Annotated in this window: 7 protein-coding genes; all 7 read left to right on the top strand. The window is 72.3% G+C overall.

The window, feature by feature from the left end; all coding sequences use genetic code 11:
- Positions 1 to 141 precede the first annotated feature (141 nt).
- Entirely contained in the window at positions 142 to 1,392 is a 1,251-nt protein-coding gene (locus ACFTZA_RS15105; RefSeq protein WP_378196565.1) for a Gfo/Idh/MocA family protein, read from the top strand.
- A complete protein-coding gene (locus ACFTZA_RS15100) occupies positions 1,389 to 3,038 on the top strand; it encodes a sugar ABC transporter ATP-binding protein (RefSeq protein WP_378196562.1) in 1,650 nt (549 codons plus the stop codon). Before ACFTZA_RS15105 ends, ACFTZA_RS15100 begins: the two co-directional genes overlap by 4 nt.
- The gene (locus ACFTZA_RS15095; RefSeq protein ID WP_378196559.1) at positions 3,035 to 4,138 is read left to right on the top strand and encodes an ABC transporter permease; all 1,104 of its coding nucleotides are present in this window, start codon (positions 3,035 to 3,037) and stop codon (positions 4,136 to 4,138) included. The genes ACFTZA_RS15100 and ACFTZA_RS15095 overlap by 4 nt, the downstream gene beginning before the upstream one ends.
- Positions 4,135 to 5,214, top strand: a complete 1,080-nt coding sequence (locus tag ACFTZA_RS15090; protein WP_378196556.1) for an ABC transporter permease — start codon at positions 4,135 to 4,137, stop codon at positions 5,212 to 5,214. The genes ACFTZA_RS15095 and ACFTZA_RS15090 overlap by 4 nt, the downstream gene beginning before the upstream one ends.
- An 82-nt stretch (positions 5,215 to 5,296) precedes the next feature.
- The gene (locus tag ACFTZA_RS15085; RefSeq protein ID WP_378196553.1) at positions 5,297 to 6,529 is read left to right on the top strand and encodes a substrate-binding domain-containing protein; all 1,233 of its coding nucleotides are present in this window, start codon (positions 5,297 to 5,299) and stop codon (positions 6,527 to 6,529) included.
- A gap of 134 nt (positions 6,530 to 6,663) precedes the next feature.
- The gene (locus tag ACFTZA_RS15080; RefSeq protein ID WP_378196550.1) at positions 6,664 to 7,557 is read left to right on the top strand and encodes a sugar phosphate isomerase/epimerase family protein; all 894 of its coding nucleotides are present in this window, start codon (positions 6,664 to 6,666) and stop codon (positions 7,555 to 7,557) included.
- 105 nt (positions 7,558 to 7,662) lie between these two features.
- Positions 7,663 to 13,257: a ThuA domain-containing protein gene (locus ACFTZA_RS15075; RefSeq protein WP_378196547.1), complete on the top strand. Its 5,595-nt coding sequence runs from the start codon at positions 7,663 to 7,665 to the stop codon at positions 13,255 to 13,257.
- The last annotated feature ends 34 nt before the right edge of the window (positions 13,258 to 13,291 follow it).

Raw genomic sequence — 13,291 nt, 5'->3', positions numbered from 1 at the left:
CCGCCCTCCTGCCGCCGTCCGCGGCGGGAGGGCGGCGCGTTGTTCGCTTCTGATTGTTCTACAGGCCACTTTCTAGAACCCGGATGGTGAACTTCCGGCTTTTGCTTGACCGGTGTCAGAAGCACCCCTACGTTGTCAGCCATGCGAGCCGATGACGACGCGCAACACCGTGCTGTCCCTGCACCGGAGCAGGACGCACGCCAGACCCGAGGAGCCACCACGGCCCTCGCCGACCCCGACACCCGACCCGCCGCGGTCACCGTGCCCCCCGCGCCGGCAGGCGCCCCCGCGACCTATCGCGCCGGCATCGTCGGCGTGGGGTTCATGGGCGGCGTCCACGCCCGCGCGGTGCGGACGTCGGGCGGCACCGTGTCGCTCGTCGCGGCGTCCGACGTCGAGACCGCGCGCGACGCGGCCGGACCGATCGGTGCGCGCGGCGTCGCCGGCTCGGTCGACGAGCTGCTGGCCTCCCCGGACGTCGACGTCGTCCACGTGTGCACGCCGAACCACCTGCACGTACCCATCGCCCGGGCGGCGCTCGCGGCCGGCAAGCACGTGGTGTGCGAGAAGCCGCTGGCGGTCGACGTGGAGGGCGCTGCCGAGCTCGCGGCGCTCGCCTCCGACGCCGGTGCCGCCGACGGACGGGTCGCGGTGGTCCCGTTCGTCTACCGCTTCCACCCGATGGTCCGCGAGGCGCGCGAGCGCGTGCGCCGGGGCGAGGTCGGGACCGTCTCCCTCGTCCACGGCTCGTACCTGCAGGACTGGCTGCTGCGGGACTCGGACGACAACTGGCGCGTCGACCCCGCGCTCGGCGGCGCGAGCCGGGCGTTCGGCGACATCGGCTCGCACTTCTGCGACCTCCTGGAGTTCACCACCGGGCACCGCATCGTCCGCCTGTCCGCCCGCTCCGCGACGGTGAACCCCCGTCGCCGCGGCGCCGACGGGGTCGACCACCCGGTGACGACCGAGGACGCCGTCACGCTCCAGTACGAGACCGACGGCGGCGCGCTCGGGACCGCCGTCGTCTCGCAGGTGTCGGCCGGCCGCAAGAACAGGCTCTACCTCGAGATCTCCGGGACGGAGTCGACGCTGGCCTTCGACCAGGAGCAGCCGGAGCGGCTGTGGGAGGGACGACGCGACGCGTCGCGGCTCCTCGTGCGCGACCCGGACGCGCTGTCCCCGGCCGCCGCGCGCTACTCACGCCTTCCCGCCGGCCACCCGCAGGGCTACCAGGAGTGCTTCGACGCCCTCGTGGCCGACACGGCGGCCGCGATCCACGGCACGGCACCCGACGGCCTGCCGACCTTCGACGACGGCCTGCGCGCCGCCCGGCTCGTCGCCGCGGTCGGTGAGTCCGCACGGGCCCGGACCTGGGTGGAGGTGTCCGCATGACCGCCACGACGACGCGCGAGCCCCGCGTCCCCGCACCTGACGGAGGGGACGGCGAGCCGGTCCTGCGCCTGCGCGGCATCGGCAAGGAGTTCTTCGGCAACTCGGTGCTGCGCGACATCGACCTGGACGTGCGGGCGGGCGACGTGCACGCGCTCGTCGGCGAGAACGGGGCGGGCAAGTCGACGCTCATGAAGATCATCGCCGGCGTGCACCGCCCCGACGGCGGCACCATGGAGCTCGACGGGCAGGTCACGACGTTCGCCTCGCCGCTCGCCGCCCAGCACGCCGGCGTCTCCACGGTGTTCCAGGAGTTCAACCTGCTGCCGGAGCGCTCGGTCGCCGAGAACGTCTACCTCGGTCGCGAGCCGCGCCGCGGCGGTCTCGTCGACCGTCGGCGCATGAACGACGACACGGACCGGCTCCTCGCCGACCTCGGGTTGTCGTCGCTGGCGGCGACCCAGCGCGTGGGCTCCCTGTCCGTCGCGCAGCAGCAGGTCGTCGAGATCGTCAAGGCCGTGTCGTACGACGCCCGGATCATCTCGATGGACGAGCCCACGGCGGCGCTGGCCGACCAGGAGGTCGAGCTGCTCTACGAGCTCGTGCGCCGGCTCTCCGGGCGCGGCGTGGCGATCCTCTACGTCTCGCACCGGCTCAAGGAGATCTTCGACCTCTGCGACACCATCACGGTGCTCAAGGACGGCAACCACGTCCTGACGACCCCGACCGCGGACATCGACCCGGACGGACTCGTGCGCACGATGGTGGGCCGCGAGTTCGCCGGGTACTTCCCCGCCAAGGACCCGGCGGTCGTGCCGGGCGACGTGCGGCTCGCGCTCGAGGGCGTCGGCAACGGCCAGGTCGACGACGTCACGTTCGCGGTGCGCGCGGGCGAGATCGTCGCGCTCGCCGGGCTCCAGGGCTCGGGGCGCACGGAGGTGGCCCACGGCATCTTCGGCATCGACGCGTTCACGCGCGGCCGGGTGCTCGTGGGCGGGCGGCCGGTCGACGTGCGCTCGCCGCGCCAGGCGGTCCGTGCCGGTCTCGCGCTCGTCACCGAGGACCGCAAGGCGGAGGGCCTCGCGCTCGGCCAGTCGATCCTCGCCAACGCGCGGCTCGTCCTCGACTCCGTCCTGCCGGGGTCCGCGGACCGCCGGGCACGCCGGATCCCGGGCATCCTGTCCTCGCTCGAGCTCGTGGCGAGCTCGCAGGAGGCGGAGGTCCAGTTCCTGTCGGGCGGCAACCAGCAGAAGGTCGTCCTGGCGAAGTGGCTCGTCACCGACCCGCAGGTCATCGTCCTCGACGAGCCGACGCGCGGCATCGACGTCGGGGCCAAGCGCGCCGTCTACGACCTCATGCGCGAGCTGACCGCGAGCGGCGTCGCCGTCCTCATGATCTCGTCCGAGCTGCCCGAGGTCGTCGCCATGGCCGACCGGATCCTCGTCATGCGCGACGGGCGCCTCGCCGGGGAGCTGCCCCACGGCAGCGACGAGGAGACCGTCATGGCGCTCGCCACCGGGGCGGGCACGACGTCGGGGGAGCACCTCGCGGTGGACCTCGCCGCGGCCGCGCACACCGACGACCTTCCCGGACACGACACCAGCGCCGGCGCGCCGGACGGCACCGACCGCACCCAGGAGGACCGATGAGCACCGCGGTCGCGACCGCCCCGCCCGCCGCACGCCCCGCCTCGCGGCGCCGGCGCCGGATCGGCTCGACGGAGATCGTCTACCTCGCCCTCGTCGGCATCCTCGTGGTCGCCGGCGTGCTCGTCGCGCTCGGCGGCGGCAACCTGTTCAGCACGGCGAACACCGCCTACATGCTGACCCAGACGAGCCTGCTCGGGTTCGTCGCCATCGGCCAGACGTTCGTCATCCTGTGCCGGTCCCTCGACCTGTCCGTCGGGTACGTCGTCGCGCTGTGCTCGATCGTGGGCGCGACGACCATGGCCGGGGACCCGGCCCGTGCGTGGATCGGCGTGCTCGCGGCGCTCGGCGTGGCGGCGCTCGTGGGGCTCGTCAACGGCCTGGCGATCACGAAGCTGCGGGTCAACCCGTTCATCGCCACGCTGGGTGTCGGGCTCGTCGTCAAGGGTTACCTCGACACGCAGTTCAAGGGACCCGCGGGCGACGTCCCGGCGTCGTTCCAGATGTTCGGCTACACGCGCATCGGTCCCGTGCCCGTCTCGACGGTCGTGATGCTCCTCGTGGCCGCGGCCGGCGTGGTGCTGCTCGCCCGCACCCGCTCGGGGTACCACATGTTCGCGGTCGGGGGGAACGCCGACGTCGCGCGCCTCTCGGGGATCCGCACCGACCGGACCCTGCTCCTCGCGCACGTGCTGTGCTCGATGTGCGCGGGCGTGGCGGGCCTGCTCATCGCGGCGCGCTTCGGGACGGGCAACGCGCTCGTGTACTCGTACGGCCTCGACCTCGACTCGATCGCCGCGGTCGTGCTCGGCGGCACCCTGCTCCTGGGCGGCCGAGGATCGGTCGTCGGCACGGTCGGCGGCGTGCTCATCCTCGCGGTGCTCGACACGGTGTTCAACGTCCTCGACGTCGACCCGTTCTTCAAGGACGTGCTGCGCGGCGTCGTCATCATCGCCGCCGTCGCCCTGTACGCCCGCCGGCAGATCGACCCGGCGAGCAGCCGGACGCGGTTCGGCGCCGGTGGACGAGGAGCGGCGCCACCCGGACCCGGGACGTCCCGGACCGACGCCCCGACGACCACCGCAGGAGGTGCGTCCGCATGACCACCGACGCCCCGCGCCGCGCCATCCCCGCGCGCGCACCCCGTGCCGGCCTCCTCGAGCGGTTCACGGCCGGCGGGAGCTGGACGGTCTTCGCGCTGCTCGTGCTCGTGTTCGCCGTCATCCTGGTGATCAACCCGTCGTTCGGCGAGCCGATGTCGCTCATGGCGTTCGTCAAGAAGGCCGCACCGCTCGTCATCCTGGCGATCGGGCAGTACTTCGTCATCGTGTCCGGCGAGTTCGACCTGTCGGTCGGCTCGCTCGTCGGTGCCCAGGTCGTCATCGCCGCCAAGCTCATGGACGGCCAGGACTCCATGACGTGGCCGGTCATGGCCCTCATGCTGCTCTTCGGTCTCGCCGTAGGCCTCGTCAACGGCCTCGTCACGACGCTGCTGCGCGTGCCGTCGTTCATCACGACGCTCGGCATGATGCTCGTGCTGTACGGCGCGATCCGCCTGTGGACCGGCGGCGCGCCGACGGGGGCGCTCACCGAGGGGTTCCGGCAGTGGGGGCGTGGCGGCCTGCCCGACACCCCGGGCCAGTTCCAGGTGCCCTGGGCGCTCATGATCGTCGTGGTGCTGGGCGTGGCGGCCGCCGCGCTCATGCGCCGACCGTTCGGCCGGACTCTCGTCGCGACGGGGGACAACGACGTCGCGGCGTCCTACTCGGGGTCGGCGGTCTGGTGGGTGCGCACCCGTGCGTTCCTGCTCTCCGGCTTCATGGCGACCGTCGCCGCCGTGCTCATCGGCGGCTACGCCGGCGTCACGGCGCAGGTCGGGCAGGGCCTGGAGTTCATGGCGATCACGGCGGTCGTGCTGGGCGGGGTCGTGCTCGGCGGCGGGCGGGGGACCGTCGTCGCGGCGATGGCGGGCGCGCTCACCCTCGAGGCGCTGTTCACGCTGTTCAACCAGCTGAGCCTGCCGTCGACGATCCGCCCCGCCGTCCAGGGCGTGATCATCATCGCCGCCGTCGCGTACGCCGCGATGCCGCGGCGCGCGCGACGCCGCCCGCCCGCGGGGGACCAGCCCGCCGGAGAGCGCCCCGCCGAGCCGAAGGAGCCCGCCCCCGCGACCGCCTGACGCGACACCCACGACCCCCGACAGCACCACGACCTTCCCCCGCACCCGCGGGACGACGACGTCTCACCAAGGAGAGAAGGACATGCGACGTACACGAGCACTCCTCGCCGGCGCGGCAGTGGCCTCACTGCTCGTCACGGCGGCCTGCACGACGGACACCCCCACCGACGCCCCCGAGGGCGGCGGCGAGACCTCCGCCGAGGAGACCCAGGACGGTGAGGAGACCGGCGGCGCCGACTCCGAGTGGTTCGTCCAGGCCGACTACGACCGTCAGCTCGCGCAGCGCGACATCGAGCCCGAGGGCCCGGCCGACCAGCCGTGGCTGCAGGCGATCGAGCCCGAGTACGTGGACACGGCCGAGTTCGCGAGCGAGGGCGGCGGCAAGACGCTGTGCTTCTCCAACGCGTCGGTCTCCAACCCGTGGCGCGTGACCGGCTTCATCACCATGGAGCAGCAGGTCCAGGTACTCCAGGACGAGGGCGTCATCGGCGAGTTCCGCGTCTCCGACGCGGCGGACGACGACAACAAGCAGATCTCCGACATCCAGGCGTTCGTCGCCGCCGGGGACTGCGACGCGATCATCGTGTCGCCGTCGACGACCGCGACCCTGACCCCGGCGGTCGAGGCCGCGTGCGAGTCGGGCAAGCCCGTCATCGTGTTCGACCGCGGCGTCAACACCGACTGCATGGTGACGTTCATCCACCCGATCGGCGGCTACGCCTACGGGGCGGACGGCGCCGAGTACCTCGTCGACAACCTGGAGGAGGGCTCGACGGTCCTCGCGCTGCGCATCCTCCCGGGCGTCGACGTCCTCGAGAACCGCTGGGCGGCGGCCGACAAGATCTTCTCCGAGTCGGGCCTCGAGGTCGTGGGCGAGGAGTTCACCGGCGGCGACGCCGCGCAGATCAAGGACATCGTCACGCAGTACCTGCAGCGCGGCGACGTCGACGGCATCTGGATGGACGCGGGCGACGGCGCCGTCGCGGCCGTCGAGGCGTTCGAGGACGCCGGCAAGCCGTACCCGGTGTTCATGGGCGAGGACGAGATGAGCTTCCTGCGCAAGTGGCAGGAGACGGACATGAACGCCATCGCGGCGGTGTACTCCAACTTCCAGTGGCGCACCCCGATCCTCGCGGCGCAGATGATCTGGGCCGGCGAGCAGGTGCCGTCGGAGTGGGTCCTGCCGCAGGAGCCCATCGAGGCGGACGAGCTCGACACGTACCTCGAGGCGAACGCCGAGATGCCGTCGCTGCACTACGCGAAGTTCGGTGGCGAGGACCTGCCCGGGTACCCGGAGGCCTGGACCGACCGCTGACCCGCGCGCGGTCCGGACGGCCGTCACGGCCGTCCGGACCGCGTCCGGTCCCGTCGACCTCCCGACGTCGCCCGCGGGGGCGCGGCGCCCACGCGTCGCCCGCGGCGGACCATCCTCCGACGAGAGAGAGCAGCGTGGCCCCGACCTCAGCACCCGCCCTGCGACCGCGGCGGCTCGGCGTCAACACCTGGGTGTGGACGTCGCCGCTCACGGACGACGCGCTCCGGGGGGTCGCCCCGCGCGTCGCCGCCTGGGGCTTCGACGTGGTCGAGCTCCCGGTGGAGCACCCCGACGACTGGGACCCCGACCTCGCGGCACGCGTGCTCGCCGACCACGGCCTGGGGGCGAGCGTGTCGCTCGTCATGGGCGACGGGCGCGAGCTCGTCGCGGCCGACGCGGCGACCGTGCGCGCCACGCAGGACTACCTGCGCCGCGTCGTCGACGCGGCGGCGACGGTCGGCGCGCCGGTGATCGGCGGGCCGGCGTACGCGTCGGTCGGCCGCACGTGGCGGCTGGGGCCCGCGGAGCGCGAGGCCGCCTACGACGAGCTGGCCGAGCACCTCGCGCCCGTGGTGGACCACGCGGTCCAGGCCGGCGTCGTCGTCGGGCTCGAGCCGCTCAACCGCTACGAGACGAGCCTCGTGAACACCGTCGACCAGGGGCTCGAGGTCGTCCGGCGCCTCCCCGCGGAGGGCATCGGGCTCATGCTCGACGTCTACCACATGAACATCGAGGAGACGGACCTGCCCGCCGCGATCGTCCGCGCGGGCGATCGCATCGCGCACGTCCAGGTGTGCGGCAACGACCGCGGCGCACCGGGCACCGACCACCTCGACTGGCCCGCGATCCTGCGCGCGCTCGACGAAGCGGGCTACGACGGCCCGCTCGTCATCGAGTCGTTCACCGCCGAGAACGCGACGATCGCGACGGCCGCGTCCATCTGGCGGCCGCTGGCACCGACCCAGGACGCCATCGCCGTCGACGGCCTCGCCTACCTGAAGGGACTGATGCCCACGCCGGAACCCTGACCTCCGTAGTCGTAGCTCGACCGCCGGCGCCGGCACGCCGCGGGATGACGACCACCCTTCCCGGACGACGACGTCCGGGTCCGCACGTCATGCCCTGGAGGCACCATGATGACCTCGCGACGTCCCCGCAGGGGGAGGACCGTCGCGGCCCTGACCATCGGCGCGCTGGCGTTCACGCTCGCGCCCGCCACGATGGCCACGGCCGACGTCGTACCGATCGAACCCGACGACGAGCACAAGGTGCTCATCTTCACCAAGACGACCCAGTTCCGGCACACCGAGGCGATCACGCAGGGCACCCCGGTGCTCGAGGCCGCGTTCGCCGAGGCGGGCATCGAGTCCGACCACACCGAGGAATCGACCGTCTTCACCGACGAGAACCTCGCGCAGTACGACGCGCTCGTCATGTTCCAGACCTCGGGCGACCCGTGGGACGCGGACCAGAAGGCCGCGCTCGAGCGCTACCAGCAGGCGGGCGGTGGCATCGTCGCCATCCACAACGCCACGGACATGCGCGGCAGCTACGCGTGGTGGGACGAGATGATCGGCGCGCTCATGCCCGGTCACGCCGCCACCGGGTCGAGCCCGGGCCTGCCGGGCACGGTGCGGGTCGAGGACCGCACGCACCCGTCGACCGAGCACCTGCCGCAGCGCTGGGACCGCGCGGACGAGTGGTACAACTTCTCGGCGAACGTGCGCGGCGAGGCGCACGTGCTCGCGACGATGGACGAGTCGACGTACGACCCGGGCGGCAACGCCATGGGCTACGACCACCCCATCTCGTGGTGCAAGCCGTACGACGGCGGCCGCGCCTGGATGACCGGCATGGGCCACTTCGGTGCGCACTACACGCAGGAACCGGCGTTCGTGCAGCACATCGTCGGCGGCGTGCAGTGGGCCGCGGGCATGGTCGAGGGCGACTGCGGCGGCACCGACTGGGGCCAGTTCGAGAAGGTCGCGCTCGACACGAACACGAGCGCGCCGTACGCGATGGACGTCGCCCCGGACGGCCGCGTGTTCTACACGGAGCTCGTGCGCGGGCAGATCCGCGTCTACGACCCCCGGACGCAGAACACGACGACCGCGATCACGCTCCCGGTGTACTCCGGCGGTGAGGACGGCCTCCTCGGGATCGCGCTCGACAAGGACTTCGCGACCAACGGGTACCTCTACCAGTACTACTCGCCCGCGAGCGCGGACGACACCGACCCGGCGAACTTCGTCAGCCGCGTCTCGCGGTTCACGGTGACGTCGGACGGACCCGGGTCGACGGTCATCGACCCCGCGTCGGAGGTCGTGGTCATCGAGGTCCCGGCCGGGCGCCTGCCCGACGAGCCGGGCCACACGGGCGGCGGGCTCATCGTCGACCCGGCCAGCGGCGACCTCTACATCGGCGTGGGCGACGACGTGAACCCGCACTCCGAGCCGTCGGGCGGCTACGCGCCCCTCTCGGAGCGTCCGGGACGCCTGCACGACGCGCGTGCGACGTCGGCCAACACCAACGACCTGCGGGGCAAGGTCCTGCGGATCCACCCCGAGGCCGACGGTTCGTACACGATCCCCGAGGGCAATCTCTTCGACGAGGCGGCCGACACGGCGGACAAGACGCTGCCCGAGATCTACGCGATGGGCTTCCGCAACCCGTTCCGGTTCACGATCGACCCGGAGACCGGCAACCTCGGCGTGGCCGACTACTCGCCCGACAACGGGTCGGACAACCTGGCGAACCGCGGGCCGGCCGGCATCGCGGAGTGGAACTACGTCACGGAGGCCGGCAACTTCGGCTGGCCGCTGTGCATGGGGAACAACGAGCCCTTCCGCGACGTCGACTACCGCACGAGCCCGGTGACGGTCGGGGAGTTCTTCGACTGCGACGCCCCGGTGAACGACTCGATCCTCAACACGGGCCTGACCGAGCTGCCCCCGGCGCAGCCCGCCGACCTCTGGTACGGCTACCAGCGCTCGTCCGTCCCCGGCGCCATCAACGCCGGCGGCGGCCTCGCACCCATGGGCGGCCCGTTCTACCAGTTCGACCCCGCGCTGGAGTCGGACACCAAGTTCCCCGAGTACTACGACGGCAAGCCCTTCTTCTACGAGTGGGCGCGCAACAAGATGTACTCGATCGACCTCGTCGACGGGGGCGTCGGGACGAGCGCCACGGACGTCGAGAAGGTCAACCCGTTCCTCCCGGAGGAGGAGTTCCTCGCGCCGATCGACTCGAAGTTCGGACCGGACGGCTCCATGTACGTGCTCGACTGGGGCGGCGGCTACGGGCGCGACAACCCGAGCTCGGGCCTCCACCGCATCGACTACGTCTCCGGCTCCCGGTCCCCGGCCGCGACGCCGACGGCGACCCCCGACTCCGGCATCGCGCCGCTCGAGGTGGCCTTCGACGGGTCGGGCAGCACCGACCCCGAGAACGAGGCGCTCACGTACGCGTGGGACTTCGACGGTGACGGCGAGACCGACTCGACCGACGTCGCCCCGACGCACACGTACACCGAGAACGGCGTCTACGACGCCCGCCTCACCGTGACCGACCCCGCGGGCAAGACCGGGACCGCCACGGTGCCGATCACCGTGGGCAACACGCGGCCCGAGGTCGACTTCGGCCTGCCGCCGACCGGGTCGTTCTTCAACTTCGGCGACGCGATCACGTGGGACGTGTCGGTCACCGACGCGGAGGACTCGCCGGACGGCGACGCGATCGACGACGAGCGGGTCATCATCCAGCCGGCGCTCGGCCACGACGCGCACGCGCACCCGGCCGAGCCGCTGCACGGACGCACCGGCACCATCCAGACCAGCCTGGGCGGCGGTCACAGCGAGGACATGAACGTCTTCTACGTGATCGACGCGCGCTACACCGACGGCGGCGGCGAGGGCGACGTGCCCGCGCTCACCGGCTCGGACACCACGCTCATCTTCCCGAAGAAGCGGGAGGCCGAGTTCACGACGGCGAGCGAGGGCACGACGACGATCCCGAGCCGCGACGTCGAGGGCGGCGGCTCCGTCGTCACCGGCGCCGACGGTGCCTGGGCGTCCTACGACCCGGTGAGCCTGTACGGCGTCGAGGCGCTGAACCTGCGGGTCGCCGCGGCGAGCGAGGGCACGATCGAGCTGCGTCGCGGCGCCGCCGACGGCGAGCTCCTCGGCACCGCGCAGGTGCCCCAGACCGGGCTCGGGTCGTTCACCGACGTGCGCGTCGAGCTCACCGACCCGATGGAGCCGTTCACGCTCTACGTCGTGTTCCCCGGCGCGGGTGAGCGCCGTCTCAACTTCATCGAGGCGGACGGCAAGGCCGTGTCCGACACGACGCGGCCGAAGGTCCGCATCACCTCGCCCGAGGCCGGCGTCCAGCTCGAGCAGGGCGAGATCACGGTGACGGCCGAGGCCGAGGACACCGAGAACACGGTGACCGAGGTCGAGTTCTTCGTCGACGGCACCTCCATCGGCACCGACACCGAGGCGCCGTACGAGGCGACGTGGGAGGTGACGGCGGACAACACCTACGAGCTGACCGCGGTCGCCACCAACGACAAGGGCCTGTACACGCGCTCGCGCGTCGTGGTCGCGCAGGTCGGCGACCTGTTCGCCGGCATGCAGACCTTCACCAACGCGAACGGGACGTTCGAGCAGCTCGCCGAGGGCAAGTACCTCATCACGTCGGGCGGCGCGAACATGTGGCAGGGCACCAACGAGTACTCGACCATCTACCGCGAGCAGGACGCCGACGAGAACTGGTCGGCCACGGTGCGGATCAACAGCCAGGGCAACTCGAACGGGTCCGCCAAGGCCGGGATCATCGTCCGCAACGACGTCGCGCAGACGAGCGGCTCGCAGGGTTACGCCGCTCTCGGCATGCGTCCGAGCGGCGGGTTCGAGTGGCTGCGCGGCAACGCGAGCGGCCAGCTCGCGACGTCGAGCAGCGCCAGCACGACGAGCTACCCCGCGTGGGTGCGCCTCGTGCGCGACGGCGACCTGTACACGGCGTACTGGAGCAAGGACGGCGAGACGTTCACGCAGATCGGTGAGCCGGAGACCCTCCCGGGGGCGGCGGCGGTCCAGGACGTGGGGATGTTCGTCACCGCCCACAGCACGGCCGCGACCAGCGCGGTCGAGTTCCAGGACTTCGTGTTCGACGACGACCCGGTCGCGCCCGAGGAGCCCGGCGAGGACGTCCCGCCGCAGTGCCTCGCGCACTCGTCGGACGAGTTCGACGGCGACGGGCTCGACGACCGGTGGACGGTCGTGCGGCAGGCCGAGGGCGCGGCGATCTCCGTGACCGACGGCCACGCCGTCCTCCCGGTCGTGCAGGGCGACATCAACGAGGCGGAGGCCGGCCCGATCAGCTACATCGGTCAGCCGGCACCCGCGGGCGCCTGGACCCTCGAGACCAGGCTCGACGTGCCCCTGGCACGGCACTGGCAGCACGCGGGTCTCCTGGTCCACGTGGACGACGACGAGTACACCAAGCTCGCGTTCACGAAGAACCAGAACGGCAACCGTTTCCTCGAGTTCCAGACCGAGACCGGCGGGACCCGCACGTGGCACGGCCAGGCGGACGTCACGGCGGACTTCCCGTCGACGATCCACCTGCGGCTCGTCTCGGACGGCTCCGCCATCACGGCCGCGTACTCGGCCGACGGCCAGTCGTGGACCGCGCTCGCGGGCTCGGCACCGGTCAAGGCCGGCGCGACGTTCGGCGTCATGGCCGGGGGAGACACCGCGACCGCGGACACGGTCGCGAAGGTCGACTTCGTCCACGTGACCGGCCCCGAGCCGGACGACGGCGTGCGCGAGCCGGGCGACGAGTTCGAGGGCGACGCCCTCGACGGCTGCCGCTGGGACGCCGTCACGCGGTACGACGCGTCGAAGCTCGCCGTCGCCGACGGCGAGCTGCGCATCACGACGCAGCCGGGCGACATCAACGCCGCGAACAACGGCGACCCGCGCAACTTCGTCCTCCAGACGGCACCGGAGGGCGACTGGGTCGCCGAGACGCGGATGAAGGCGCCGCTCGCGCACCGCTGGCAGCTCGCCGGGCTGCTCGCCTACGGCGACGACGACAACTACGTCAAGCTCGACGTCGTCGCCAAGAACGAGCCGGGCGCGGCGCTGAACCTCGGCGCCGAGCTGGTGTCGGAGAAGGACGCGCAGTTCGGCAACGGCGGCAACCGCGCCCTGGAGATCGCCGACTCGACCGAGTCCGGGTACTGGTACCTGCGCCTGGCGAAGGTCGGGAACACGTACCAGGGCTGGGTGAGCGACGGCGGCGTGAACTGGCAGTCGCTGGGTGAACCGGTGACGAACGACGTGCCGCTCACCTCGGTCGGCCTCATGGCGATCGGCCCGGAGCAGGAGACGCCGGTCACGGTGGCGTTCGACTGGTTCCGGCTGACGTCGGGCGACGACGAGCCCGACGTCGCGGTCGACGCCGAGGTCTCCGTGCGCTGCCTCGCCGGCAAGGCGTACGTCGCGGTCCGCGCGACGAACGCCGACGACGAGGCCGCGGCGATCACCCTCGCCACGGCGTACGGGACCAAGGAGGTCGCCGGGGTCGCGGCCGGCGCCAACGCGTACCACGCGTTCGCGGTCCGGGCCGCGGACGTCGAGGCCGGCGCCGCGACGGTCACGGCCACCATCGGTGACCGGACGACCACCGTCGAGGTGCCGTACGACGCCGTGAGCTGCGGCTGACGGCAGGTCGGCGGCGGGCACCCTGCGTGCCCGC

The sequence above is a fragment of the Cellulosimicrobium sp. NPDC057127 genome (assembly GCF_042670945.1).
Taxonomy (GTDB): Bacteria; Actinomycetota; Actinomycetes; order Actinomycetales; family Cellulomonadaceae; genus Cellulosimicrobium.
This window is presented reverse-complemented; position numbering and strand designations above follow the sequence as displayed.

Coding starts and splice junctions, on each gene's coding strand:
- ACFTZA_RS15105 (WP_378196565.1), top strand. CDS start 142: ATGCGAGCCGATGACGACGCGCAACACCGTGCTGTCCCTGCACCGGAG.
- ACFTZA_RS15100 (WP_378196562.1), top strand. CDS start 1,389: ATGACCGCCACGACGACGCGCGAGCCCCGCGTCCCCGCACCTGACGGA.
- ACFTZA_RS15090 (WP_378196556.1), top strand. CDS start 4,135: ATGACCACCGACGCCCCGCGCCGCGCCATCCCCGCGCGCGCACCCCGT.
- ACFTZA_RS15095 (WP_378196559.1), top strand. CDS start 3,035: ATGAGCACCGCGGTCGCGACCGCCCCGCCCGCCGCACGCCCCGCCTCG.
- ACFTZA_RS15075 (WP_378196547.1), top strand. CDS start 7,663: ATGATGACCTCGCGACGTCCCCGCAGGGGGAGGACCGTCGCGGCCCTG.
- ACFTZA_RS15085 (WP_378196553.1), top strand. CDS start 5,297: ATGCGACGTACACGAGCACTCCTCGCCGGCGCGGCAGTGGCCTCACTG.